The 25,358-nt window shown below is 60.5% G+C and carries 24 protein-coding genes; 12 read left to right on the top strand and 12 right to left on the bottom strand.

Going from position 1 to position 25,358, the window contains the following annotated elements; genetic code table 11:
• Positions 1 to 15 precede the first annotated feature (15 nt).
• Positions 16 to 963, bottom strand: coding sequence for a carbohydrate kinase family protein (locus PY308_RS12280; protein WP_275782855.1), 948 nt, complete (start codon positions 961 to 963; stop codon positions 16 to 18).
• Positions 964 to 1,200: 237 nt separating this feature from the next.
• On the opposite strand from PY308_RS12280, the gene recA reads away from it, so the two are divergent.
• Together recA and alaS are read left to right on the top strand one after the other, a co-directional pair.
• On the top strand, positions 1,201 to 2,292 hold the full coding sequence (gene recA / locus PY308_RS12275; RefSeq protein WP_275782853.1) for a recombinase RecA: 1,092 nt from the start codon (positions 1,201 to 1,203) through the stop codon (positions 2,290 to 2,292).
• Positions 2,293 to 2,504: 212 nt separating this feature from the next.
• Positions 2,505 to 5,168 carry an alanine--tRNA ligase gene (gene alaS, locus PY308_RS12270; RefSeq protein WP_275782851.1) on the top strand — a complete coding sequence of 888 codons (2,664 nt, stop codon included), beginning with the start codon at positions 2,505 to 2,507 and terminating at the stop codon, positions 5,166 to 5,168.
• 346 nt (positions 5,169 to 5,514) lie between these two features.
• On the opposite strand, the gene PY308_RS12265 is transcribed toward alaS, so the two are convergent.
• The gene (locus PY308_RS12265) at positions 5,515 to 6,729 is read right to left on the bottom strand and encodes an NADP-dependent isocitrate dehydrogenase (protein WP_275782849.1); all 1,215 of its coding nucleotides are present in this window, start codon (positions 6,727 to 6,729) and stop codon (positions 5,515 to 5,517) included.
• A gap of 200 nt (positions 6,730 to 6,929) precedes the next feature.
• Here PY308_RS12265 and PY308_RS12260 point away from each other — a divergent pair, with 200 nt between their 5' ends.
• The 9 genes from PY308_RS12260 (at position 6,930) to PY308_RS12220 (ending at position 15,689) form a co-directional block, all read left to right on the top strand.
• Positions 6,930 to 7,463, top strand: coding sequence for a hypothetical protein (locus PY308_RS12260; protein WP_275782847.1), 534 nt, complete (start codon positions 6,930 to 6,932; stop codon positions 7,461 to 7,463).
• A gap of 67 nt (positions 7,464 to 7,530) precedes the next feature.
• Positions 7,531 to 8,364 (top strand): RNA methyltransferase, encoded by an 834-nt coding sequence (locus PY308_RS12255; protein ID WP_275782844.1) that lies wholly within the window; start codon positions 7,531 to 7,533, stop codon positions 8,362 to 8,364.
• Entirely contained in the window at positions 8,351 to 9,148 is a 798-nt protein-coding gene (gene murI / locus PY308_RS12250) for a glutamate racemase (RefSeq protein WP_275782841.1), read from the top strand. The genes PY308_RS12255 and murI overlap by 14 nt, the downstream gene beginning before the upstream one ends.
• A 120-nt stretch (positions 9,149 to 9,268) precedes the next feature.
• The gene (locus tag PY308_RS12245; RefSeq protein ID WP_275782838.1) at positions 9,269 to 10,225 is read left to right on the top strand and encodes an IS481 family transposase; all 957 of its coding nucleotides are present in this window, start codon (positions 9,269 to 9,271) and stop codon (positions 10,223 to 10,225) included.
• 190 nt (positions 10,226 to 10,415) lie between these two features.
• Complete coding sequence (locus PY308_RS12240) at positions 10,416 to 11,930, top strand: helicase HerA domain-containing protein (RefSeq protein ID WP_275782836.1); 1,515 nt, start codon at positions 10,416 to 10,418, stop codon at positions 11,928 to 11,930.
• 268 nt (positions 11,931 to 12,198) lie between these two features.
• A complete protein-coding gene (rpsD, locus tag PY308_RS12235) occupies positions 12,199 to 12,816 on the top strand; it encodes a 30S ribosomal protein S4 (protein WP_275782834.1) in 618 nt (205 codons plus the stop codon).
• Positions 12,817 to 12,908: 92 nt separating this feature from the next.
• Positions 12,909 to 13,853, top strand: a complete 945-nt coding sequence (locus PY308_RS12230) for a glutaminase (RefSeq protein ID WP_275782833.1) — start codon at positions 12,909 to 12,911, stop codon at positions 13,851 to 13,853.
• Positions 13,854 to 13,977: 124 nt separating this feature from the next.
• On the top strand, positions 13,978 to 14,868 hold the full coding sequence (gene ttcA / locus PY308_RS12225) for a tRNA 2-thiocytidine(32) synthetase TtcA (RefSeq protein ID WP_275782831.1): 891 nt from the start codon (positions 13,978 to 13,980) through the stop codon (positions 14,866 to 14,868).
• Entirely contained in the window at positions 14,865 to 15,689 is an 825-nt protein-coding gene (locus PY308_RS12220; RefSeq protein WP_275782829.1) for an inositol monophosphatase, read from the top strand. Before ttcA ends, PY308_RS12220 begins: the two co-directional genes overlap by 4 nt.
• 65 nt (positions 15,690 to 15,754) lie before the next feature.
• Here the strand turns inward: PY308_RS12220 and PY308_RS12215 are convergent, their stop codons facing one another.
• The 7 genes from PY308_RS12215 to PY308_RS12185 form a co-directional block, all read right to left on the bottom strand.
• The gene (locus PY308_RS12215) at positions 15,755 to 17,032 is read right to left on the bottom strand and encodes a multidrug effflux MFS transporter (protein WP_275782827.1); all 1,278 of its coding nucleotides are present in this window, start codon (positions 17,030 to 17,032) and stop codon (positions 15,755 to 15,757) included.
• Between the two features lie 22 nt (positions 17,033 to 17,054).
• Positions 17,055 to 18,290, bottom strand: a complete 1,236-nt coding sequence (locus PY308_RS12210) for a multidrug effflux MFS transporter (RefSeq protein WP_275782825.1) — start codon at positions 18,288 to 18,290, stop codon at positions 17,055 to 17,057.
• A 358-nt stretch (positions 18,291 to 18,648) separates the two neighbouring features.
• Positions 18,649 to 18,984: a Grx4 family monothiol glutaredoxin gene (gene grxD / locus PY308_RS12205; protein WP_275782822.1), complete on the bottom strand. Its 336-nt coding sequence runs from the start codon at positions 18,982 to 18,984 to the stop codon at positions 18,649 to 18,651.
• 134 nt (positions 18,985 to 19,118) lie between these two features.
• On the bottom strand, positions 19,119 to 19,331 hold the full coding sequence (locus PY308_RS12200) for a hypothetical protein (RefSeq protein ID WP_275782820.1): 213 nt from the start codon (positions 19,329 to 19,331) through the stop codon (positions 19,119 to 19,121).
• 3 nt (positions 19,332 to 19,334) lie between these two features.
• On the bottom strand, positions 19,335 to 19,568 hold the full coding sequence (locus PY308_RS12195) for a BolA family protein (protein ID WP_018324712.1): 234 nt from the start codon (positions 19,566 to 19,568) through the stop codon (positions 19,335 to 19,337).
• Positions 19,569 to 19,738: 170 nt separating this feature from the next.
• Positions 19,739 to 21,970, bottom strand: coding sequence for a phosphoribosylformylglycinamidine synthase subunit PurL (gene purL / locus PY308_RS12190; RefSeq protein WP_275782818.1), 2,232 nt, complete (start codon positions 21,968 to 21,970; stop codon positions 19,739 to 19,741).
• Positions 21,971 to 22,147: 177 nt separating this feature from the next.
• A complete protein-coding gene (locus PY308_RS12185) occupies positions 22,148 to 23,566 on the bottom strand; it encodes an aminotransferase-like domain-containing protein (protein ID WP_275782816.1) in 1,419 nt (472 codons plus the stop codon).
• 89 nt (positions 23,567 to 23,655) lie between these two features.
• Between PY308_RS12185 and PY308_RS12180 the strand changes: the two genes are divergently transcribed.
• On the top strand, positions 23,656 to 23,895 hold the full coding sequence (locus PY308_RS12180; RefSeq protein WP_275782813.1) for a DUF1127 domain-containing protein: 240 nt from the start codon (positions 23,656 to 23,658) through the stop codon (positions 23,893 to 23,895).
• 71 nt (positions 23,896 to 23,966) lie between these two features.
• Here PY308_RS12180 and PY308_RS12175 read toward each other — a convergent pair whose 3' ends face one another.
• From PY308_RS12175 to PY308_RS12165, 3 genes are read right to left on the bottom strand one after another with little or no spacing between them, the layout of a single operon-like run.
• A complete protein-coding gene (locus tag PY308_RS12175) occupies positions 23,967 to 24,371 on the bottom strand; it encodes a hypothetical protein (RefSeq protein WP_275782811.1) in 405 nt (134 codons plus the stop codon).
• 50 nt (positions 24,372 to 24,421) lie between these two features.
• Positions 24,422 to 25,093 carry a phosphoribosylformylglycinamidine synthase subunit PurQ gene (purQ, locus tag PY308_RS12170; protein ID WP_275782808.1) on the bottom strand — a complete coding sequence of 224 codons (672 nt, stop codon included), beginning with the start codon at positions 25,091 to 25,093 and terminating at the stop codon, positions 24,422 to 24,424.
• A complete protein-coding gene (locus tag PY308_RS12165; RefSeq protein ID WP_275782805.1) occupies positions 25,090 to 25,347 on the bottom strand; it encodes a hypothetical protein in 258 nt (85 codons plus the stop codon). The genes purQ and PY308_RS12165 overlap by 4 nt, the downstream gene beginning before the upstream one ends.
• Positions 25,348 to 25,358: the final 11 nt, after the last annotated feature.

The raw sequence follows: 25,358 nt of genomic DNA, 5'->3' as shown, positions 1-25,358 counted from the left end.
CGTTCAAGCGCGCGTTCATGACAGGATTTCGGCGGGCGGCACAAGCGCAATTGCCTCTTCAAGCGCCGAGAGCGACATTTTTTCGGACACGGCCAAGGGCGAACGCACCGTCAGCCCCGCCGCAGCCACGCCGGATCGCAGACAAAGATCGAGGGGTGCGCCATCGGCAAAGGCAAGAAGAAAGCCTGCGCAAACTGCGTCGCCGGCACCCGTGACATCGCCGAGCGCCTTCAGGGCCGGCGGCGTTACCGTGAGCGCCTGCCCGTCACGAAAGGCGATGGCCGGCCTGCTGCCGCGCGTGACCACACCGCCCGAAAGACCGGCCGCACGCAACAGGCTCGGCCATTCGGCGGCTTCGGCCACGTCGCGCCCCGCCAGTGCGCGGGCTTCCGCCTCGTTCATGAACACGAAGTCGAGTGCGGCAAGAGAGCCCGCCAATCGAACGGCTTTTGCCGGAGAAATTGCAATGGCCGCGCATGATAGGCCCTGACGCCGGCACGAGCCGGCAAGAGCAGCCAATGTCTCGGCCGGCAGATTGGCGTCCATGACCACGAGATCGCTCGATGCAATGAGATCGCGGGTCTGGCGCTGCCGCAGGCGGCGAGGCGAAAACAGGCGGTAGAGGTCCATATCCGCCAGCGCGATGACCAGATTTCCGTCGTTTTCGAGGATCGCCGTATAGCTTGGTGTCTTGCGGTCGAGGAACACGAAGGGGCGGTCGATCACACCCGCCTCGCGCGCGGCATCTGCCACCGCTTCCCCGACCGCATCGCCGCCGCGCGGGCTGACCATCGTAACGGCAAGACCAAGCCGTGCAAGATTGCGCGCCGCATTGAAGCCGCCGCCGCCAGCCTCCTCGAACCAGGAACCCGGATTGCTCGCGCCTGGCACCGTTTCGCCAGCGATCCGCCCGCGCCGGTCGATATGCGCGCCGCCGAAAACCGAGATTCTGGCGCGCGTCATGATCGTCCGACCTTGCCGGAACCGTGCGATTCGCAGTCACAGAGGCCCTCGAACGGCGGAATACAGAGCCCTGACCCGCTAGACGGCCTGGACAGGAACAAGAAAGGAACATGCTTCACTTTACAAAAATAAATCAAAGATATCGATGCCTCTTGCAAAATGAGAACAAAAAGAGTACACAGCTTTCATCGGCGGTTTCATTGCCTCGGCAGCCTCCATAACCTAAAGGTGGGACACATGGCACAAAACTCTTTGCGGCTTGTAGAGGACAAATCGGTGGACAAAAGCAAGGCACTGGACGCGGCACTGTCCCAGATCGAACGGTCGTTCGGCAAGGGATCGATCATGAAGCTCGGTGGAAAAGACAGCATTATCGAGATCGAAACAGTATCGACAGGTTCGTTGAGTCTCGATATCGCGCTTGGCATTGGCGGGCTGCCCAAGGGGCGCGTTGTCGAGATCTACGGTCCGGAAAGCTCGGGCAAGACGACTCTGGCCCTGCAGACCATTGCAGAAGCACAGAAGAAGGGCGGCATCTGCGCCTTCGTCGATGCGGAGCATGCACTCGATCCTATTTATGCCCGGAAACTTGGCGTCGATCTGGAAAATCTTTTGATTTCGCAGCCAGACACCGGTGAGCAGGCGCTGGAAATCACGGATACGCTGGTGCGCTCCGGTGCGATCGACGTTCTCGTTATCGACTCGGTTGCGGCACTCGTGCCGCGCGCCGAAATCGAAGGCGAGATGGGAGACAGCCTCCCCGGCCTCCAGGCTCGGCTGATGAGCCAGGCACTTCGAAAGTTGACGGCCTCGATCTCCAAGTCGAACTGCATGGTCATCTTCATCAACCAGATCCGCATGAAGATCGGCGTCATGTTTGGTTCGCCGGAAACCACCACCGGCGGCAATGCTCTGAAGTTCTACGCATCCGTCCGTCTCGACATTCGCCGAATCGGCGCCGTCAAGGAGCGTGAGGAGGTTATCGGCAACCAGACACGTGTGAAGGTGGTCAAGAACAAGATGGCGCCACCGTTCAAGCAGGTCGAATTCGACATTATGTATGGCGAAGGCGTTTCCAAGACCGGGGAACTCGTCGATCTCGGCGTCAAGGCCGGTATTGTTGAAAAATCGGGTGCCTGGTTCTCCTATAACAGCCAGCGCCTCGGCCAGGGTCGCGAGAATGCCAAGTCGTTCCTGCGCGACAACCCGGATACGGCGCGAGAGATCGAACTCTCGCTGCGTCAGAATGCCGGCCTGATCGCCGAAAAATTCCTGGAAAACGGCGGCCCCGAAGCGGATGATGGCGATGACGATGCCGCTCTGGCATAGGATCGCATGATTCACGCTTTGACCGTGCCGGCCGCTCTTTTTAAGGAGCGGCCGGTTTTGTTTTGCCGTCTGGACAGGGGTTGGCCCGGGCGATAAAAGCCTGTGTTCCATATGGTGGGGAGGGGATCGGCTGAGCTTTTCCGGTCCGCTGTTTTCAAGAAGAATTCCGGTTCGCGGCTCGAGCGCGGGCGATGCAGAGGTAAGGGCGCAATATGAGTGGCGTGAATGAGATCCGGTTGACGTTCCTCGACTATTTCAACAGGAACGGCCATGAGGTCGTGCAGTCGAGCCCGCTGGTCCCGCGCAACGATCCGACCCTGATGTTTACCAATGCCGGCATGGTGCAGTTCAAGAACGTCTTCACCGGGCTGGAACATCGCCCCTATTCGACGGCGACGACTGCGCAGAAATGCGTGCGGGCCGGCGGCAAGCACAACGACCTCGACAATGTGGGCTACACGGCGCGCCATCATACCTTCTTTGAAATGCTCGGCAATTTCTCCTTTGGCGACTACTTCAAGGAGCGCGCCATCGAGCTTGCCTGGAACCTGATCACCAAGGAATTCGGCATAGATGCGAAGCGGCTGCTGGTGACAGTCTATCACACCGATGACGAAGCCTTCGACCTTTGGAAGAAAATCGCTGGCTTCAGCGACGACCGGATCATTCGTATCCCGACGAGCGACAATTTCTGGGCGATGGGCGACACCGGACCTTGCGGCCCCTGTTCGGAAATTTTCTACGACCATGGCGATCACATCTGGGGCGGCCCTCCGGGCTCCAAGGACGAGGACGGCGACCGGTTTATCGAGATCTGGAACCTCGTTTTCATGCAATATGAACAGGTGACCAAGGAGGAACGCATTGATCTACCGCGTCCTTCGATCGATACCGGCATGGGGCTCGAGCGGGTTGCGGCTCTCTTGCAGGGCAAGCATGACAATTACGATATCGATCTTTTCCGGGCGCTGATTGCCGCTTCGGAAGAGGCGACCGGTGTCAAGGCCGAGGGCGACAGGCGGGCCAGCCACCGGGTTATCGCCGATCACCTGCGTTCGTCCGCCTTCCTGATCGCCGATGGCGTCTTGCCGTCCAATGAGGGCCGCGGCTATGTGCTGCGCCGCATCATGCGCCGCGCCATGCGTCATGCCGAACTGCTCGGTGCCCGGGAGCCTTTGATGTGGAAGCTCCTGCCGGCGCTCGTCGGGCAAATGGGGCGCGCCTATCCGGAGCTGATGCGCGCGGAATCGCTGATTTCAGAGACGCTGAAGCTGGAGGAAACCCGCTTCCGCAAGACGCTGGAGCGCGGTTTGGGTCTCCTTTCCGAGGCAACCGCAGATCTTGCCGAAGGCGACCGCCTCAATGGGGAAACGGCCTTCAAGCTCTACGACACATTCGGTTTTCCGCTCGACCTAACCCAGGATGCGTTGCGCGCGCGGGGTATCGGGGTCGATACGGACGCTTTCACTGCGGCCATGGACAAGCAGAAGGCCGAGGCACGCAAGTCCTGGTCGGGTTCCGGCGACAAGGCGACGGAGACCATCTGGTACGAGCTAAGAGAAAAGCTCGGCGCCACGGAATTCCTGGGCTACGACACGGAAACTGCCGAGGGCGTCGTTCTTGCGATTGTGCGTGATGGCAAGGCGGTCGATGCGGCATCGGCCGGTGAAAGCGTGCAGCTTGTCTTCAACCAGACGCCGTTCTACGGAGAATCGGGTGGTCAGATGGGCGATACCGGGTCTGTTTCGACGGAGCACGCCAAGCTCACCGTTACGGATACGCAAAAGCGCGGCGAGGGAGTTTTCGTCCATATCTGCACCGTCGATGAAGGCACGGTCAAGATCGGCGATGCGGCGGCACTTGCCGTCAATCACGGTCGCCGGGCGCGATTGCGGGCTAACCATTCCGCAACGCATCTGCTGCATGAGGCGTTGCGCGAAGTGCTCGGCACGCATGTGGCCCAGAAGGGCTCGCTGGTCGCGCCCGAACGGCTGCGGTTCGATGTGTCGCATCCGAAACCGATGTCGGCGGAGGAACTGAAGGTCGTGGAAGACATGGCCAATGAGATCATTCTGCAGAATTCCGCTGTCACCACGCGGCTGATGAGCGTCGATGACGCGATCGCCGAGGGGGCCATGGCACTGTTCGGGGAAAAATATGGCGACGAGGTCCGTGTGGTGTCCATGGGGCAGGGTCTTCACGGATCGAAGGCCAACCGGCCCTATTCGGTCGAGCTGTGTGGTGGCACCCATGTTGGCGCCACCGGCGAGATCGGCCTTGTGCGCATCGTCGGCGAGAGCGCGGTCGGCGCCGGGGTGCGCCGTGTCGAGGCCCTGACAGGGCCTTCAGCGCTTTCTTATCTCAACGAGCAGGATGAGCGGGTGAAGGCGCTGGCAGGCGCGCTGAAGGTTCAGCCGACCGAGGTCTTGAGCCGTGTCGAAGCGCTGATGGACGAGCGCCGCAAGCTGGAGCGCGAATTGAACGAGGCCAGGAAAAAGCTGGCGCTCGGTGGCGGCGAAGCGGGCGGATCGGCCGATCAGGTGCAGGACATTGGCGGCGTGAAATTTCTCGGCAAGATCGTCACCGGCGTCGAGCCGAAAGACCTGAAGAGCCTTGCCGATGATGGCAAGAAGAGCCTCGGCTCCGGCATCGTTGCCTTCGTCGGTGTCTCGCAGGACGGCAAGGCCAGCGCGGTGGTCGCCGTGACCGACGATCTGACGAGCCGTTTCAGCGCGGTCGATCTGGTCAGGCTTGCCTCGACCGCGCTGGGCGGCAAGGGTGGCGGCGGTCGTGCCGACATGGCGCAGGCCGGCGGCCCCGACGGCGACAAGGCCCAGGATGCGATCCAGGCTGTCGGCGCGGCGCTGGCGGCTTAAACCTCAGATACCAAACAGTTCGAAACCGGATCGAAAGGTCCGGTTTTCTTTGTGTTCGAAGGCGAAGCCAATTCCGCAGCATTTGGCAAGCCGGCCTGTGTTTCTGTCGTGTCGTTCGACTTGTCTCAAGAGCGCCCTGAAGCAAGACAGCATTTGAGCAATTCACGAGCAGCGTCCGCGGCGCATGTCGGCCTATATCCGCGATGACCCGGATAAAGAGTTCGACCTCAATCGGCTCTCCGATATCGTCCGTTCCAAAATCGGCAATGGGTGCTTGCGCAACGAACGCATTGCCGCCATGAAAAAACCCGGCGCAAGGCCGGGTTCTCCAGATCCCGCTGGCCGCTCAGGCAGCCATGGCCTTCTTCAGGTTCTCGTCGATCTTGTCGAGGAAGCCTGTGGTGGAGAGCCAGGGCTGATCGGGTCCGATGAGAAGTGCCAGATCCTTGGTCATGAAGCCGTCTTCGACCGTATCGACGCAGACCTTTTCCAGCGTGTCAGCAAAACGGGCCAGTTCGGCATTGTCGTCGAGCTTGGCACGATGGGCCAGGCCACGGGTCCAGGCAAAGATCGAGGCGATCGAGTTGGTCGAGGTTTCCTCGCCCTTCTGGTGCTGGCGATAGTGGCGGGTGACCGTGCCATGGGCTGCTTCGGCTTCGACCGTCTGGCCATCCGGCGTCATCAGAACCGAGGTCATCAGGCCGAGCGAGCCGAACCCTTGAGCGACGATGTCCGACTGGACGTCGCCGTCATAATTCTTGCAGGCCCAGACATAGCCGCCGGACCACTTGAGCGCCGAGGCCACCATGTCGTCGATCAGGCGGTGTTCGTACCAGATCTTGGCTTCCTTGAATTTATCCGCAAATTCGGCGTCGAAGACTGCCTGGAAGATATCCTTGAAGCGGCCGTCATAGACCTTGAGGATGGTGTTCTTGGTCGATAGATAGACAGGGACGCCGCGCTGCAGGCCGTAGTTCAGCGAGGCGCGGGCGAAGTCGGTGATCGATTCGTCCAGATTGTACATGCCCATGGCAACGCCGGCTGCCGGCGCGTCGTAAACTTCGTGCTCGATTTCCGTGCCGTCATCGCCGACGAATTTCATCGTCAGCTTGCCCTTGCCGGGGAATTTGAAGTCGGTGGCGCGGTACTGGTCGCCGAAGGCATGGCGGCCGACGATGATTGGCTTGGTCCAGCCGGGGACGAGGCGCGGCACGTTCTTGCAGATGATCGGTTCGCGGAAGATGACGCCGCCGAGAATGTTGCGGATCGTGCCGTTCGGCGACTTCCACATCTTCTTCAGGCCGAATTCCTCGACGCGCTGCTCGTCCGGGGTGATGGTGGCGCATTTCACGCCGACGCCGTGCTTCTTGATGGCGTTTGCGCTGTCGATCGTCACCTGATCGTTCGTCGCATCGCGATTTTCCATGCCAAGGTCGTAATACTCAAGGTCGATATCCAGATAGGGATGGATCAGCTTGTCCTTGATGAACTGCCAGATGATACGGGTCATTTCATCGCCGTCGAGTTCGACGACCGGATTGGCGACCTTGATCTTTGTCATGTGCAAACCTCTGCATGGTTGAAAAGGGAATGGTTGCGCCCCTATAGCATCCGGTTCGCAGCAGGCAAAGGCATCGCGGCCGGAAATTGCTGCGGTGGACAGCGGAGGATGCCAAAGACGTCGTGGACGTCATGCGCTCTTAACGTGGATCAAAAAAATGCTAGAACGGCACAGAAACTGGAGGTTTCAGGCTTATGAGAATGGCAAAGTCGGTGGTCTGCGGACTGCTTCTTCTTACCTTGACAGCTGTTTCGGTGCAGGCGGCGGATGCTGTCGCACCTGTTAGGGAGATCATGCAGGCTGCCGTGAACGGCTGGTCGGAAGACCCGCAACCCGGTGAGGATTACTTTTCCGAGGCGCGTCTTACGCGTCTCTACAGTAACGACTTTGCCACGGCCTATCGCGCAGCCGCCAAGTTCCCGGCCTATGAGGAGGGCGATTCTCCCTTCGATTACGATGTCATCGTTTCCGGTCAGGACAGTTGCTCCCTAAAGGATCTGGCGATCACGCCCGGTGCAGCGATCAACGGGCGCTCCGACGTCACAGTGACTTTCGACAACACGCATTGCTTCGGCGAGCGTGCTGCAGACTGGAAGCCCTCGGAGTTGCATTTCATTGTGGTAGAGCAGGCAGGAACAGCTGTCATCGACGATATCGTGCGCTCGGGCGATGCGGGATCGCTGAAATCCGAGATGCAGGCGATCGCCAGTGAAGGCGCCAGCACCCAGCAGTGACGCTTGCGGCTTTCAAAGCACGCCAAATTGTGCAAGGGAAGCGCCGGATTTGGTAAAGGCGCGTAGCATGGCAGGAACGAACAGCGAGCGGGTATTGTTGACCGAGGGCCCGGCGGTTATCCTCGTGCATCCACAACTCGGGGAAAATATCGGCATGGTGGCCCGCGCCATGGCCAATTTCGGCCTGGCGGAATTGCGCCTCGTCAATCCGCGCGATGGCTGGCCGAACGAGAAGGCGCAATCGGCCGCCAGTCGCGCCGATCATGTCATCGAGAATGCCAAGCTTTACGAGACGACCGAAGAAGCGATCGCCGATCTCAATTTCGTGTATGCGACCACGGCGCGCGACCGTTACGGATATAAGCCCGTTCGCTCTCCGGAGATCGCTGCCGAAACGCTGCGTGCGAAATTCACGGCCGGGCAGGCGACCGGCATCCTGTTCGGGCGTGAGCGCACCGGGCTGACCAACGAGGAGATTGCGCTAGCCGACGAGATCGTCACATTCCCGGTCAATCCCGCTTTTGCCTCGCTCAATCTGGCGCAGGCCGTTCTTCTGATGTCTTACGAATGGTTGAAAACCAGCATGGCCTCGCCGGAAGAGACCTCGTTCCAGGCGCTGGAGCAGGCGCCGGCGACCAAGGAGCATCTGCAAGGTCTGTTCGATCATGTCGAGGAAGCGCTGGATGCGCGGGGATATTTTCGGCCCGTCGCCAAAAAGCCGAAATTGATCGAAAATCTCCGCACTGTCCTGACCCGTCCGGCCTTCACCGAATCCGAAATCCGGCTGGTGCGCGGCGTCGTCTCGTCGCTTGACCGCTTCACCCGCGAGGCGCCGCGCGGCGCCGGAGCGCCGGAAAATTCGCGCGCGACGAAGGCCGAGGATGCCGGTGACGAGAGCTGAGCTGAAACCCATCCTGATTTTCGACAGCGGCATCGGCGGCCTGACGGTTTTGCGCGAGGCCCGGGTGCTGATGCCCGAAAGGCACTTCATCTATGTCGCCGACGATGCCGGCTTTCCCTATGGCGGCTGGGAGGAGACCGCGCTGACGGAGCGGGTCATTGCCCTCTTCGGCAAGCTTTTGTCGGATCATGATCCGGAGATCTGCGTCATTGCCTGCAATACGGCCTTCACGCTTGTCGGCGCAGAGCTGCGCGCGGCCTTTCCAAAGATGCGGTTCGTCGGCACGGTGCCTGCAATCAAGCCGGCGGCGGAGCGCACCCGCTCGGGGCTCGTTTCGGTGCTGGCGACACCCGGCACCGTCCGGCGCGCCTATACCCGGGATCTCATCCAGTCGTTTGCCTCGCAATGCCATGTCCGGCTGGTCGGATCGGAAAATCTGGCACGGATGGCGGAGGCCTATATTCGCGGCGAACCGGTCGAGGACGCGGCGGTTCTCGCCGAAATCGAGCAGTGCTTTGTCGAGAAAAATGGCGCCAAGACCGATATCGTCGTTCTCGCCTGCACCCATTATCCTTTCATGGCGAATGTCTTTCGCCGTCTCGCGCCCTGGCCCGTAGACTGGCTCGACCCAGCTGAAGCGATTGCTCGGCAAACGCGGCGGCTGGTGCCGCTGCCGGAGGGGTTCGCGCCGCTACACGGGGTGGATCCCGCGATCTTCACCTCGGGAAATCCGGACTTCAATACGCGGCGGCTGATGCAGGGGTTCGGGTTGACGGTGGGTTAGCTGGCCGGTCGGACTTGATTTGGCCAAGGCCGCTAGATGTGAGCTTTCAGGAGGTTGTCCATTCGGAGCGGATTTAGGAGACTGGAGTTACCACACCTCAGTTTTCCAGGATCGCTCCGAATGAACATTCATAAGAATGCCCGACTGACGCCTGTGCGTCGAGAAGAAATGGCTTTGGCGGTAACGAGCGGGCGGGTGTCCCCGGCACAAGCTGCGCGCATCTATGGCGTCTCGCCGAAGGTCGTGTCGCGCTGGGTCGCGCGCTTCAAAACGGCGGGACGCGACGGCATGGCGGACCGTTCATCGCGGCCCAGAAGCAGTCCCCGGCAGACGGGCGGCGCTCTGGTCGAGCGCATCGCCGATCTTCGCAGGCAGCGGCTGACCGGCAAGCACATTGCCATGGAGACTGGTGTTTCGCCTGCCACCGTCAGCCGGGTTCTCAAACGTGTCGGCCTGTCACGGATGAAGGACCTCGCCCCCGCCGAGCCGGTCGTGCGTTACGAATATGCCGAGCCAGGCGGCCTGATCCATCTCGATATCAAGCGCCTCGGCCGCTTCGACCGGGTTGGTCACCGCATCACCGGCAACAGGACGGGCCAGAGCAGATCCCGTGGTGTCGGCTGGGAATACGTCCACGTCTGCATCGATGACGCCTCCCGCATCGCCTTTACCGACATCTTCCCGGACGAAAAGGCTGCCAGCGCGGTTGCCTTCCTCACGGCCGCCGTCGCCTATTACAACAGCCTCGGCATCACAGTCACGCGCGGGATGACCGACAATGGCTCCTGCTACAAGGCCAGGGACTTCGCAAAAGCCTGCAAGGCGCTTGGTCTCAAGCACGTCCGCACCAAACCCTACACACCCAAGACCAACGGCAAGGCCGAGCGCTTCATTCAGACGGCATTGCGGGAATGGGCCTATGCATGCGCATATCCATCGTCAGAGCACCGCAAATCGAATCTGCCAAACTGGACCCACATGTACAACTGGCATCGCCCCCACGGCAGCCTAAACTCAAAAACACCCATCGGTCGCCTCGGTCTCAACCGGGACAACCTGTTGAGGCTCCACAGCTAGACGAATCGGCTAGACTGGTGCGCCCGTGGCTTTAACGATCCGAATTTGGCAGGCTTAGGGATTGGAGGGCCAAGTTCTATTCTGTGGGTTTTGCTTGCACGAGCGCGCAAGCGACACCAAACGATGATAGAGCTTTTCCTATGCGGGTTCGTGGCGGCGCATCCGGCATGGCAGTTTGAACGAGGTCAATATGAAAGTCGGCATCGATATGGGGACGGCGTCGAACGGCGCGTCCGTTCCGCTCGATATCGAGGAGCTTCTGGCGACGCGTCTTCTCGTGCAGGGCAATTCCGGCTCGGGCAAGTCGCATCTGCTGCGCCGGCTTCTCGAGCAGTCGGCGCCTTGGGTGCAGCAGTGCATCATCGATCCGGAAGGCGATTTCGTGACACTCGCCGACAAGTTCGGCCATGTGGTGATCGACGGTGAACGCACGGAAGCGGAACTGATCGGCATCGCCACCCGCATTCGCCAGCATCGCGTGTCCTGCATATTGTCGCTGGAAGGTCTCGATATCGAGCAGCAGATGCGCAGCGCCGGGATTTTTCTGAACGCCATGTTCGATGCGGATCGGGATTACTGGTATCCGGTCCTCGTCGTCGTCGATGAAGCGCAGATGTTTGCGCCGTCGGTTGCCGGCGATGTTTCAGAGGAAGCGCGCAAAATCTCGCTCGGCGCGATGACCAACCTCATGTGCCGCGGCCGCAAGCGCGGCCTTGCCGGGGTGATCGCGACGCAGCGTCTGGCCAAGCTGGCCAAGAACGTGGCGGCCGAGGCCTCCAACTTCCTGATGGGCCGCACCTTTCTCGATATCGATATGGCCCGCGCCGCCGATCTGCTCGGCATGGACCGGCGCACGGCCGAAATGTTCCGCGACCTCAAGCGCGGTTCCTTCGTGGCGCTCGGCCCGGCCCTGTCGCGCCGGCCGCTGCCAGTGACGATCGGGTCCGTGGAGACCTCGGCGCGGTCCACCAGCCCGAAGCTGACGCCGCTGCCGGAAGCGGTGGCGGATGTCGAGGACCTGATTTTCACGCCGGACCCGGACGAACTGAGCCGGCCGATAACCCGCCGCGCCAGCGCACAGCCGCGCCCGGCGACCGACATTCTGGCAGAACTGTCGCGGCCGCGGCCGGAGCCTGCGGGACTTGCCGTTCCGAAGGCGCAGGTAGCTGAAATGCCGGCTGCGGACCGGGAGGCGTTGCTGGACGGCTTGCTTGCGGAAATCCTTGAAAACCCCGATGCGGCGTTCCGGGCCGATGCCGAATTGTTCCAGGACTTTCTGGTTCGCTGCCGCATCCGGCGCGTGCCGGGTGCACCGCTCTCGCTGTCCGCCTTCCGCCGCAAGATGGCCGTCGCCCGTTCCGGCGTCGATCCGGACACTGCCACAAGCGAAATCTGGGCGTCTGCCCTCAACCTGTCGCGCAATGTCACGGACGATCTGCACGGTGTTTTTCTTCTGGTGGCGCAATCGGCCGTGCGCAATCTGCCCTGTCCGTCCGACGCCATGATTGCGCGCGCCTATGGCACCCATTCGGCCCGAAGGGCCCGGCGCCTTCTCGGCTATTTCGAGGAACAGGGCCTGATCGTCGTTCACAGCGATCTTTCCGGCAAGCGGATTGTCGCCTTTCCGGACCTGCAGGTCGAGACTGCGCCGGGTGCTGCCGACGCCGTCTATGACGAGGCGGCGGCGCGCAGCGCTGCGGAATAACCGCAGATTCACGAGATAGTATCTGCCGGTCGTTGACAATTTTGTGAAACTTACCTAAAGACCCGCTCAACGCCGGGCCGAAATGCCCGGTGTTGTTTTTGATGGCGTATCGGCTTTCCGCTGGCGCCTTAACCGACATGTCCCGTGGCTTCTCCGTTAGCGTAATGTGAGAGACCTGTCAGAGCTTCCAAAACGAGGTTCAGAGGAGGGCGTGTTTCCTTGATCCGGAATGGCAACAATCCGGTGTAACTGTTTGAAGGGAAATGCGATGAGCAAGCGCGAATCGTCCAAGTACAAAATCGACCGTCGTATGGGCGAAAATATCTGGGGCCGTCCGAAGTCCCCGGTCAACCGCCGCGAATACGGCCCGGGCCAGCATGGCCAGCGCCGCAAGTCCAAGCTTTCCGACTTCGGCGTGCAGCTGCGCGCCAAACAGAAGCTGAAGGGCTATTACGGCGATATCCGCGAGAAGCAGTTCCGCGCCATCTATGACGAGGCCAACCGCCGCAAGGGTGACACTTCGGAGAACCTGATCGGCCTGCTCGAATCGCGCCTCGACGCGATCGTGTACCGTGCCAAGTTCGTGCCGACGCCGTTTGCTGCGCGCCAGTTCGTCAACCACGGCCACGTCACCGTCAACGGCGTGCGCGTCAACATCGGTTCGTATCGCTGCAAGGCGGGTGACGTGATCGAAGTTCGCGAAAAGTCCAAGCAGCTCGTTATCGTTCTCGAATCCATTTCGCTCGCTGAACGCGACGTTCCTGACTATGTCGAAGTCGATCATCACAAGATGGTTGCGACCTTCGCCCGCGTTCCGAGCCTGGCCGACGTTCCTTACCCGGTCATCATGGAACCGAACCTGGTCGTCGAATTCTATTCGCGATAATTTCTGGGCTTTATGGCCTTGTGAAACAGTAAAAAGCCACTCAGAGATGGGTGGCTTTTTTTATGGCGCTGCCGTGATCCGGAGAATGATTGATGTCGGGCATTGAAAATCTGGACCTGCAGTCGATTGTCGCCGACATCCATCGCGACCTGACGCCGCGACTCGGCGAAGGCAAGGTGGCCGACTACATTCCGCAGCTGGCACGCGTCGATCCGCAAAGCTTCGGCATCGCGATCGTCGGGGTCGACGGTCAGGTCTACAAGGCTGGCGATGCCGAGGTTCCATTTTCCATCCAGAGCATTTCAAAGGTTTTCACGCTGACGCTGGCGCTCGGCAAGCACGGCGAAAACATCTGGAAGCGGGTGGGGCGCGAACCGTCGGGTTCGGCCTTCAACTCGATCGTGCAGCTCGAGCACGAGCACGGCGTTCCGCGCAATCCCTTCATTAATGCCGGCGCAATCGCCATCACCGATCTCGTTCTGGCGGGCCATACGCCGCGGGAAGCGATTGGCGAGATCGTCCGCTTCATCCGCTATCTCGCCGATGATGAGGATATCGTCATCGACCACGAGGTTGCGAAGTCGGAAGCCGCGACCGGCTATCGAAATTTCGCGCTCGCAAACTTCATGCGATCCTTCGGCAAGCTCGATCATCCTGTTGAACTTGTGCTCGGTACCTATTTTCACCAGTGTGCCCTGTCCATGACCTGCGTCCAGCTCGCAAAGGCCGGACTGTTCCTCGCCGCGTCCGGGACCAATCCCCTTTCGCATCATTCGGTGGTGACGAGCCAGCGGGCGCGGCGTATCAATGCACTCATGCTCACCTGCGGTCATTATGACGGGTCGGGCGATTTCGCCTACCGCGTCGGCCTTCCGGGCAAGAGCGGCGTCGGCGGCGGCATTCTGTGTGTCGCCCCGGGCAAGGCATCGGTGGCTGTCTGGTCGCCGGGGCTCAATCACAACGGCAACTCGCTTCTCGGTTCGCGGGCGCTGGAGATGCTGGCAAGCCGCACGGGCTGGTCCGTGTTCGGCGCCTGACGCGCGGATTTCACGTAAGTTTCACAGCCGCGGGGCGCATTTTTCTTGATCTTGCAGCCCGACAAGGGCAAGTGCAGGGAATGTTCTGGCGCGGCACGGCGCTCCATTCAATCCGGGATTTGTCATGGAACTTTCTACCCCAGCGCCGGACCACGGCTTCGACAGCCGGCCGGACGGCCCGGACGACCTTTCGGCCGAAGCCGTACATCCGATCTTTGCCAGAATGCCATCCTCCGTTTCCTTCAACAAGCTGCGCAAGCGGCTTCTGCGGCAGGTGCGGCAGGCGATCGAGGATTTCGGTATGCTCAAGGGCCAGAAGCGCTGGCTGATCGGCCTTTCCGGCGGCAAGGACAGCTACAGCCTCCTGGCGCTGCTGATGGATTTGCAATGGCGCGGACTTCTGCCGATTGAACTCATTGCCTGCAATCTCGACCAGGGGCAGCCGAATTTCCCCAAAAATGTTTTACCCGACTATCTGACGACCATCGGCGTCCCGCATCGGATTGAATATCGCGACACCTATTCCATCGTGAAGGAGAAAGTGCCGGCCGGCGGCACCTATTGCGCGCTGTGTTCGCGCCTGCGCCGCGGCAATCTCTACCGGATCGCCCGGGAGGAAGGCTGCGATGCGCTGGTTCTCGGCCATCACCGCGAGGACATCCTCGAAACCTTCTTCATGAACTTCTTCCATGGCGGCAGGCTCGCAACCATGCCGGCCAAGCTCTTGAACGACGAGGGCGACCTGATGGTGCTCAGGCCGCTCGCCTATGCCGCCGAGGACGATCTGGCGAAGTTCGCCGCTGCGATGGAGTTTCCGATCATCCCCTGCGATCTCTGCGGTTCGCAGGACGGGCTGGAGCGCAACGCCATGAAGACGATGCTCGCCGATATCGAGCGCCGCATGCCCGGCCGCAAGGACACGATGCTGAGGGCACTGGGCCACGTCAATCCGTCGCATCTGCTCGACCCGAAACTGTTCGATTTTCAGTCCCTGTTTGCGGAGCCCAAAGCATGACATCTGCCATCGATATCGCTGCCATCGCCAATATCCTGCAGGAGGCGGCGGTGAAGGAAATCCTGCCGAAATTCCGTAATCTCGATGCGGGTGACGTCAGGATGAAGACGGAAGCCATAGATCTCGTCACGGAAGCCGACGAGGCGGCGGAGCGGCTGATTAAGGCCCGCATGGCGGACCTGGCGCCGACCGCGCTGTTCATCGGCGAGGAATCGGTCGCCGCCGATCCGGCCTTGCTTGATCGCCTTGCCGGCGCCGATTTGGCCATCGTCGTCGATCCGATCGACGGAACCTTCAATTACGCGGCCGGCATGCCGCTGTTCGGTGTCATGGCCTCCGTGGTATCCAAGGGCGAGACCGTCGCAGGCGTCATCTACGATCCCATGGGCAATGACTGGGTAATCGCCGAAAAAGGCTCGGGCGCCTGGCTCTGCAAGGCGGACGGATCGCAGGAGCGATTGAGCGTGGCGGCGTCCCTGCCGCTGGAAAACCTCGTCGGTTGCGCCTCGACGGGATTTTATCCGCCTGAGAACCGGCGCGTCATCATGGGCAATATGGCGAAGGTCAGGATTGCCACCAGCTATCGTTGTGCCGCGCACGAATACCGCACCTTCGCTGCCGGCCATTTCCATTTCCTGATGTATCAGAAGCTGATGCCGTGGGACCATCTTGCCGGAGCGCTGATCGCCGAGGAGGCCGGCGCCTATGTCGCGCGCTTCGACGGTTCTCCCTATCTCCCCCACGATATCGACGGTGGCCTGCTTGTTGCCTGCGATCGGGATTGCTGGGACGTGCTGCGCCGCGAGGTTTTCACCATCTGACGACCCCGAACATCATGAGAAAAGCCCGTCTGCGATAATCGCGCGACGGGCTTTTTCTTGAGCGGCTACATATGTCCGCCGCCCTCGAGGGTGGCGGTGTCATCGCCGGGGTGGGTGAAAAGCTTGCCATTTTCCGCCCAGAGCGTTGCCGCGATGGTCACAGCCCCGAAGATTGTGAAGCCGGCGAACAGCGGCTGAACAGTGCCGTTGAACATCTGGCCGACGACGCTTCCAAGCAAGGCGCCGCCGGTGGTGGAGACGAAGCCGGTGATCGCCGTTGCCGTCCCGGCGACATGGCCCATCGGCTCCAGCGAAATTGCGGTGAAGTTGGTTGCGATGACGGCAAACATCATCAGCAGCACCGTAAACAGGATGTAGGACAAGACGAAATCAGGCCTCCCACCGAGCGAGATCATCAGGCCGGCCGCGGAAAGCAGCGTGAACAGGATGACCGCCACATGCGAGATCCGGCGCATGCCGAAGCTGCGCACGAAATAGCCATTGGCGAAATTCGCGACCGCGATGCCGCCTGCCGTCCCGGCAAAGGCGATCGGCAGCCAGTCGCCCAGCCCGTAGACCTCGCCGAAGATCTGCTGGACGGTGACGATATAGGCGCAGATCACCGCCGTGAACAGCGTCATGCCGATCATATAGCCGCAGGTGATTCGATTGGTCAGAACGGTGCGAAAGCCGGAGGCGATGTTTGCGACGGACAGGGGCTGGCGCTCTTCCGGCGGCAGCGATTCCTTCAGGCGCAGGCTAGCCCAGACCAGGAGAACGGCGCCGATGACGCCGAGCAGGATGAAGATCCAGTGCCAGTTCGCATAAACGATTACGGCCTGGCCGAGTGATGGGGCGATGATTGGAACGATCATGAAGACGATCATCACATAGGACATGACGCGCGCCATTTCGCGACCGCCGAAGCAATCGCGCACGATCGCCATGGTGGTAATGCGCACCGCGGCCGCTCCGATACCCTGCACAAAGCGCAGGAGGAGCAGCATCTCGAAGCTCTCCGTGGCGGCGGCCCCGACCATGGTCAGCGTGTAGAAGGCGAGCCCCGCCAGAAGCACGGCACGCCGGCCAAAGGCATCCGAGAGGCTGCCGAAAATAATCTGCGAAACGCCGAACCCGAAGAAGAAGACGCCGATGACGAGTTGCGCATCATTGGTGCTCGTCACGTTGAGCGACTGGCTGATCGCGGGCAGGGCTGGCAGCATGATGTCGATGGCAACGGCCACGCAGGCCGTCATCAGCGCGATGGTGACGACGAATTCGAAAAAGCCGAGCCCGATACGGGCCGAGCCAATATTCTCGATATGGGGCGTAGAGGCGGACATAGGGAAAACCTAACGGAAAAAACTAAATGGAGGGATTGTGCGGGCTGAAAAGCCGGCCCTTTTCGGCAATGAGCACAAAGGCGAGGCCAATAACGGAGACGGCGAGGAAGCCGATTGCAAGCGGCGTAACGGTTCCGTCGAAAGCCTGGCCGATCAGCGCTCCGATCGTCGCGCCGCCGATCGTCTGCGTGAAGCCGAGAACCGATGACGCCGTGCCGGCGACATGACCGAGCGGCTCCATGGCCATGGCGTTGAAATTCGCGCCGATCAGGCCGAACTGGAACATAGCAAAGCCGTAGAGCGCGAGGAAGAGCCAGAAGGGCAGCACGCCGAAAAGCGAGGCAAGGACCCATACGAAGCTTGCCAGCAGAAAGCAGATCAGCGCGCCATGCGAGAGGCGGCGCATGCCGTAACGCCTGACCAGTTGCGAATTGGTAAAGGACGCCACGGCCATCAGACCCGCAAAACCCGCAAAGACCAACGGAAACCAGTTTCCCAGACCATAAATGCCAACGAGGACCTGCTGGGCGGAATTGATGAAGCCGAAAAGGGCGCCAAAGACGAAGGAGGCGGCGAGCGAATAGCACAATGCCACGCGGTTGGTCAGCACGACCCGGAAGGCGCCCGAGATGGAAGCGGCTGTAAACGGACGGCGGTTTTCCGGCGCAAGCGTTTCGGGAAGGCGCGCCATGACCGCGGCCATGACGAAAATCCCGAACAGGCAGATGACGACGAAAATCATGTGCCATTCCGCAAAGATCATGATCAACTGGCCAATACTCGGTGCGATAACCGGCACGATCATGAAGACCATCATGATAAGCGACATGACTTCTGCCATCATCCGTCCGCCATAGACATCCCTGACGATGGACACGGTGATCACGCGGGTGGCAGCGGCTCCGATGCCCTGTACGAAACGAAGTGCAAGAAGACCTGCGAAAGATGGTACGAAAACGATCGCCAATGCGCAGACCGCATAGATTCCCAGCCCGCCGAGCAGCGGCAGTTTGCGTCCGAACCGGTCTGAAAGGGGACCGAAGAAAAGCTGGGCGCAACCCATGCCCAGCAGATAACTCGTGATTACCAGTTGGCGCGCGTTTTCATCGGCGACGCCGAGGCTTGCCCCGATTTCCTGCAGTCCAGGAAGCATGATGTCGATCGAAAGCGCGTTGATCGCCATCAGCATGGCCATGAGAGCGACGAACTGCGGTTTTGACAAAGCCGGCAGTGTCGGCGCTTCGGTTTGGACAGTCATTTTATCATCCTTGGCGATGAGGCAGAATCAGAGGCCAACGCTGTTAGCGGCGGCTGACGAATACTGTGTGAAGGTCGAGCAGGATCGTCGTCGGTCGGATCGTTTCTAAATGGTTTGCGACGACCATCGGCTTGCACGCCTGCTGCATGATCGACGGGAAAGACACAGGCGACCAACAGAGTGAGGTGGCTGACCACGCATTTTGTCAGGGATGCCGCCAGGATATGCCTCGAATACCATGGACGGCCATATTGGCAGTCGCTTTCAAAGGCGGCCGAACATTAGGATTCGTCGAGAAACCACCCGAATCAAAAAAGGCGGTGACCCGCCTTTTCAGTATTCCCGCGGAGACGCCGTCTCAGGCTGCGCCTTTTACCGCGATGCCTTTTTCCTCAAGATGGGATTGCAACTCGCCAGCCTGAAACATCTCGCGCACGATATCGCAGCCGCCGATAAACTCGCCCTTGACGTAGAGCTGTGGGATGGTCGGCCAGCTGGAATAATCCTTGATGCCCTGGCGCAGGTCCGCGTCGGCAAGCACGTTGATTCCCTTGTAGTCGATGCCGATGTAATCAAGCATCTGAACCACCTGGCCGGAGAACCCACACTGGGGGAACTGCGGGGTGCCCTTCATGAAAAGAACGACGTCGTTGCTCTTTACTTCGTTATCGATGAAATCATTGATTCCGCTCATGGTCCTGTCCTTCCTGCTCCGGCTTCAAGGGCGCGGCTTGTCGATTGTTCCTAGATAACATGTGGTGACGTGATTTTCACCACCGGGACACAACAAAAATTGATGGGCATGCAGGAGAGCAACAAGTCCCGGCGCTACCGCTTCCCGCTGCGTGATGCAGCGGTGCGGCGTCGGCTGACCTGTCTTTTCGCCGGTCTCGCAACGGCCTTTTTGAACCGGCCGGTGGTCGCGGAGCGCTTCTGCCTCTTGCTGCGCTTGGTCGGCGTGCGGGTGCCGGTCTTCTTCAGGATTTCCTTCAGAACGCTGTCGATGACGCCCGTCATCAGTTCCTTTATCAGGTCCGCCATGGTTTATTCCGGCGCTGAGGTCTGCAGCGCAAGAGCATGCAAAACGCCACCCATATTGCCCTTGAGGGCGTTGTAGACCATTTGATGCTGCTGTACGCGGCTCTTGCCGCGAAATGCCTCCGCCACGACCTCGGCGGCGTAATGATCGCCATCGCCGGCAAGATCTCGAATTGTCACCTTGGCGCCCGGAATGCCCGATTTGATCATGTCTTCGATATCGCCCGGTGTCATCGGCATCGGCTGCTCCTTGTTCCTGTCTGCTCCATGGCAGTTCCGATTCTGCCACGCGTCAAGTTCATTCTATAAGCCGGAAGCCGCGTTACGCCAATTCCCTCATTCTCACAGATGCAGTCCGGGAACTATGCGCGCGCCTGCCGGTCAGGGGGCGGACCTTCCCGTCATTGCATTCAATTTGATTCGGGCAGGCTTGCGTCCATGAAACTCGGGAACCATGCTTCGTGCGCCGCCCGGAGCTCCAGCACCGGCAGAGGTCGCGCCGCGCCCAGGACCACCTCCGTGCCGACCGTTGCGCCAATGACGGGTGCCGCGATCCCGGCTTGTTTCGCTCTGTTGCGGACGATGTCGGCATGTTCCGGTTTGACGGTGACGACATAGCGACCCTGATCCTCACCGAATAAGACCGAAATGGCATCGTGACCGTCGACCGATGAGATGCGGGCACCGATACCGGACGCCATCGCCATTTCCGCAATGGCAAGGCCCAGACCGCCTGACGAGCAGTCGTGTACTGCGGTGGTCAAGCCCTCGGTGATCAGGGCGCGGACGAAATCACCTGTCCGGCGCTCATGGTCGAGATCGACATGGGGTGCAGGGCCGTCTGTTCTGCCATGAATATCGCGCATATAGACGGATTGTCCGAGATGCGTGCCAAGCCCTTCCGGCGCTCCGACAAGCAGGATCTGATCACCTTCCGCGGCAAAGCGGATGCGGGCCATCTGCGACCAGTTGGCAAGCAGGCCGACGCCGCCGATTGTCGGCGTCGGCAAAATGCCCTGGCCGTTTGTCTCATTGTAAAGCGACACATTGCCGGACACGATCGGAAAGTCCAGCGCCAGGCAGGCCTCGCCGATGCCCTTGATGGCGTGCACCAGCTGGCTCATGATTTCCGGGCGTTCGGGATTGCCGAAATTCAGATTGTCGGTTGCCGCCAGGGGCAGGGCACCTGTGGCGGTGATGTTGCGCCAGCATTCGGCAACGGCCTGCTTGCCGCCCTCGAAGGCGTCGGCCTCGACATAGCGCGGCGTGACGTCGGAAGAAAAAGCCAGCGCCTTGGTCGGGTGGCCGTCGACACGGACGACGCCAGCGTCACCGCCGGGCAGTTGCAGGGAATTGCCCTGGATCAACGTGTCATATTGTTCATACACCCAGCGGCGCGAGGAATTGTTGGCCGAGCCGACAAGCGCGAGCAGCGCGTCGGCGATGTCGGCCTGCGGGATATCGTCGGCAGCCAGAGGCGCGGGCACTTTCGCCGGGGTCCACGGACGGTCATATTCCGGCGCCTGATCGCCAAGATCCTTGATCGGCAGATTGGCAACCTCCTCACCCTGGTGGCTGACGCGAAAGCGCAAGTCGTCCGTGGTCTTGCCGACGATCGCGAAATCCAATCCCCACTTGACGAAAATCGCCTTTGCAACGTCTTCCTTAGCCGGCTCAAGAACCATGAGCATGCGCTCCTGGCTTTCCGACAGCATCATCTCGTAAGCCGTCATGCGCTCTTCGCGAACTGGAACCTTGTCGAGGTACAATTCGATGCCGAGGTCGCCTTTGGCCCCCATTTCGACGGCCGAGCAGGTGAGGCCGGCGGCACCCATGTCCTGAATGGCAATTACGGCGCCTGTCTTCATCAGTTCGAGGCAGGCTTCCAGCAGGCACTTTTCCGTGAAGGGGTCGCCGACCTGTACGGTCGGGCGCTTTTCCTCGATCGATTCGTCAAACTCGGCAGAAGCCATCGTCGCGCCACCGACGCCGTCGCGCCCGGTCTTTGCGCCGAGATACACAACCGGCAGTCCGACGCCCTTGGCCTCCGACAGGAAGATGCCGTCGGATTTCGCAAGGCCGGCGGCGAAGGCATTGACGAGAATATTGCCGTTATAGCGGGCGTCGAATTCGACTTCACCGCCAACGGTGGGCACGCCGAAGGAATTGCCGTAGCCGCCGACGCCGGCAACGACGCCCGAGACGAGATGGCGCGTCTTTGGATGATCCGGAGCTCCGAAACGCAGGGCGTTCATCGCGGCGATCGGCCGTGCGCCCATGGTGAAGACATCGCGCAGGATGCCGCCGACGCCGGTCGCGGCACCTTGGTAAGGCTCGATATAGGACGGGTGGTTGTGGCTCTCCATCTTGAAGACAACGACGTCGCCGTCATCGATATCGACGACGCCGGCGTTTTCGCCCGGTCCCTGGATGACGCGCGGCCCCTTGGTCGGCAATGTGCGCAGCCATTTCTTCGATGACTTGTAAGAGCAGTGCTCGTTCCACATGGCAGAGAAGATGCCCAGCTCGGTGAAGCTCGGCTCGCGCCCGATGAGGTCGAGGATGCGCTGGTACTCGTCCGGCTTCAGACCATGGGAGGCAACGAGTTCGGGCGTGATGGGGCGGGAATTGGAAATGGTCATCGGGGTCCGTTCGGTCCGTTGGAGCAGTCCGGCGGCAATGCGGCCGTCCGCCAGCAGGCTGCGTCAAAACAAAGAGATCGCGTCGGCTTCCTTTAACCGAAGCTCAGGGAGGATGCGACAGGAAAATGCCGGAAAAAGGCGGAAGGTGCCGCACTTTTCCGCAGCGCCTCCAGGTGTTCAGGCGAAGCTGTCGTAACCTGTTCTGCCGCTATCGAGCAGGCGGCGCAGGATCAGGAACCCGCGGCGGACTTCCTCGCGGTCGGCGGGGGAGGAAAAGCCGATCCGGACCCGGTGGAAAACGCTGTCCGTCCGTCCTGCCTTGAACTCGTCTTCGTCGTCGATCATCACGCCGTCCTCGAAGGCTGCATGTTTGAACGTGCCGGAGAACCACGGCTCAGACAGCTTCAGCCAGAGAAACGGCACATGAGGATGCGAGTTGAAGTCGCAGCCGTTAAAGATGTCGCGCGCCATTTTTTCACGGCTGCGAATTTCATCGATACTCTTGGAGCGCAGGATTGCAGCTTCGCCGCTCAGAACCAGGCGCGCGCAGAGTTCGGCGAGAAGAAAAGGCATGCCGCCACTGACCATCTTGTGGGCAATGCGGATCCGCTGGCTGAAATGGGGCGGGCAGGCGACCCAGCCGCCCCGCACTCCGGCGGCAACCGATTTCGACAGGCCGCCGACCAGAAATGTCCGCTCCGGAGCCAACTCGGCAAGCAACGGCGTCATGTCGCCCGTCATGGCGCCATAAAGATCGTCCTCGAGCAGCCAGACGCCATAGCGGCGTGCAATGTCCGCAATAGCCTGTCGCCTTGCCAGCGAAAGGGTAACCACGGTCGGGTTCTGTGCGGTCGGCATCAGGAAAACAAGCTTCGGATGCTGTTGTGCGCAGACCTTTTCGAAGTCCTCGGGATCGACGCCGCCCTCGTCCGTGCGCAACAGGATCGTCCGGCGTCCGATCAGGCCGGCGCTGCGGCTGATCTGCGAATAGGTGATATTCTCGAAGGCAATCTTGTCGCCGGGGGCAGTGATGGCGGCAATCACGGCGACTGCGCCGGCATGGGCGCCGAGCGTCGGAACGATGCGGTCAGGCTGCGGTTTGAACGAACCTTTCGCAAGCCAGCGGCTGCCGGCCTCGAACCAGTGGGCGGGGAAATCCCGTGCGTAGCTGGCAATATCCGCGTGGTGTTCCCGGCTGATGGCGACGAGCAGTCTTTCGAGGGATGCGCCTTGTCCAATATCCGGCGCCGCCGTGCTGTCGAATCGCAGCTTGCCAGGAGGCGCCTTGATCGGACGTGTGCCGGAGAGGGCAGCCGTCATCGGATCGCCCTGCTCGGCCGGGCGAAGATCGGGGCTCTCCAGGACATATGTCCCCCGTCCGACTTCGCCGCTGACAAGGCCACGCTCCCGCACCAGATGATAGGCGCGCCCGATTGTACCGATTGTTACCCCTATGTCATAGGCAAGATTTCGCTGCGGCGGCAGCTTGGCACCGGCCGGCAGTATACCATCAGTAATGGCCTCCTCGATTTGGTCTGCAATACGCGCGTAAAGAGGTCCTTGGCCACGTGCAGGGTCTGGCATCCATGTTGTCATGGTCACAATTTATAAATTGCATTTCTTACGGTGTCAATCGATACACTCCACAATACGGTGACAATCAATCCAATATTGGAGAGGGTACAATGAGTACAATTTCTGTTGACGGCGAGCATCAATCGAAAAGGGTAACAATTTCTGTGCCTTTGAGCATTGTGCCGATTGTCATCCTTTTTGTAAAAAGCCTATGGGATTGGATGGAAACGTGCGGGGCAAAGCGCCGCAGCCGCATCGCTCTTTCAGAGCTTACGGACGATCAGCTGGCTGATATCGGCATAACTCCGGCAGAGGCACGGCGAGAGGCTTCCAGGCCTTACTGGAGGTAACATTGTCTGGAATCCGGGCGACACATCAATGCAATTGTCGCTCGAAGATGTGCGGACGGCGCTGGTTTCGTTTAACGGCAGCCGGTGCCACCCGCGGCCCAGCGTTTGATGTCCACTGCCATGCGCGCGCCGACAGGCTCGTTCAGGAGCGGGCCGAAAGCCTGGAGACGGGCGGGATGTCCTTCCGCCTGGACCACTGCAAGAGGACGCGATTCCGGGGAATTGCGTTTGACGATCAAGATGCGTGGACGGCCGGAAAAGGAATTGAGTTCCGGGGCGAGGCGATAGGCTTTGAAGGCTGGATCTCCCGATTTGAACCAGCAGGCATTGGCACCCAATGCCACGCGTTCCATGGTCGGCAGTGCGGCGGTGTTCTGGGTCGGGGCCGGCGGGCTTTTCGACTGACAGCCCGCTACAAGGGCCAGCGAGACAATCATGCCCGCTGTTGCAAGAACACGGATGGAGGCTGCGCGCATGGGAAGGCCCTTGTGATTCTGTCGATCCGGACCTTCTAGCAGAGCGAAGGTTAAGCGGCGATTACGTCGAGGGCGGAGGCGAACAGGCCACGGCCATCGGCACCGCCATGGGCCGCCTCAATGAGGTTTTCCGGATGTGGCATCATGCCGAGCACATTGCCTTTCGCGGAGACGATACCGGCTATGTCGTTCATCGAGCCGTTGGGGTTGGTGCCGGCCGCATAGCGGAACACCACCTGACCGTCGCCCTCAAGAGTCCTCAGGGTTTCTTCGTCGGCAAAATAATTTCCGTCGTGATGCGCAACCGGGCAGCGGATGATCTGGCCTTGCTGATATGCCCTGCTGAAATCCGTATCGGCATTGACGACTTCGAGCTGGATTTCCTTACAGACGAATTTCAAAGATGCATTGCGCATCAGAGCGCCCGGCAGGAAGCCCGCTTCGACGAGGATCTGGAATCCGTTGCAGACGCCCAGCACCTTTACGCCAGCCTCAGCCTTCGCCTTGATCGCCTGCATGACCGGCATGCGTGCCGCGATGGCACCGCAGCGCAGATAGTCCCCATAGGAGAACCCGCCGGGAATGACGATCAGATCGACATCGGGGATTTCCGTTTCGGTCTGCCAGATGGTCACCGGCGCCTTGCCGGAGATCTTGGTCAGAGCCGCGATCATATCACGGTCACGATTGAGGCCTGGAAGCTGGACGACGGCGGATTTCATGGGTGCGGGTCAAACCTGGATTGGGCCTCGGCAAGCTCGCGCAATTCGAGGCGGTTTTCGATTCGGTCGAGGCGGGTCTCGTGGCGCGCGAGAATTCCATAGATATTGTGAATGTCCTGCTGCATCGAAATCATTGTTCCGCGCATCGCATTTAATTCCAATCGAATTTCCCGTTGGCCTTCCTTCAAGCCTGCAACGTCCGTGTGAATGCGCTTCAGCAGTTCGTACATCAACTCGTTGGTGATTTCGGCCATCACATCCTCAT

Origin of the sequence: Pararhizobium gei, assembly GCF_029223885.1 — a bacterium.
GTDB lineage: Bacteria > Pseudomonadota > Alphaproteobacteria > Rhizobiales > Rhizobiaceae > Pararhizobium > Pararhizobium gei.
The sequence above is the reverse complement of the archived record's forward strand: the minus strand, read 5'-3'. Positions and strand labels throughout refer to the sequence as shown.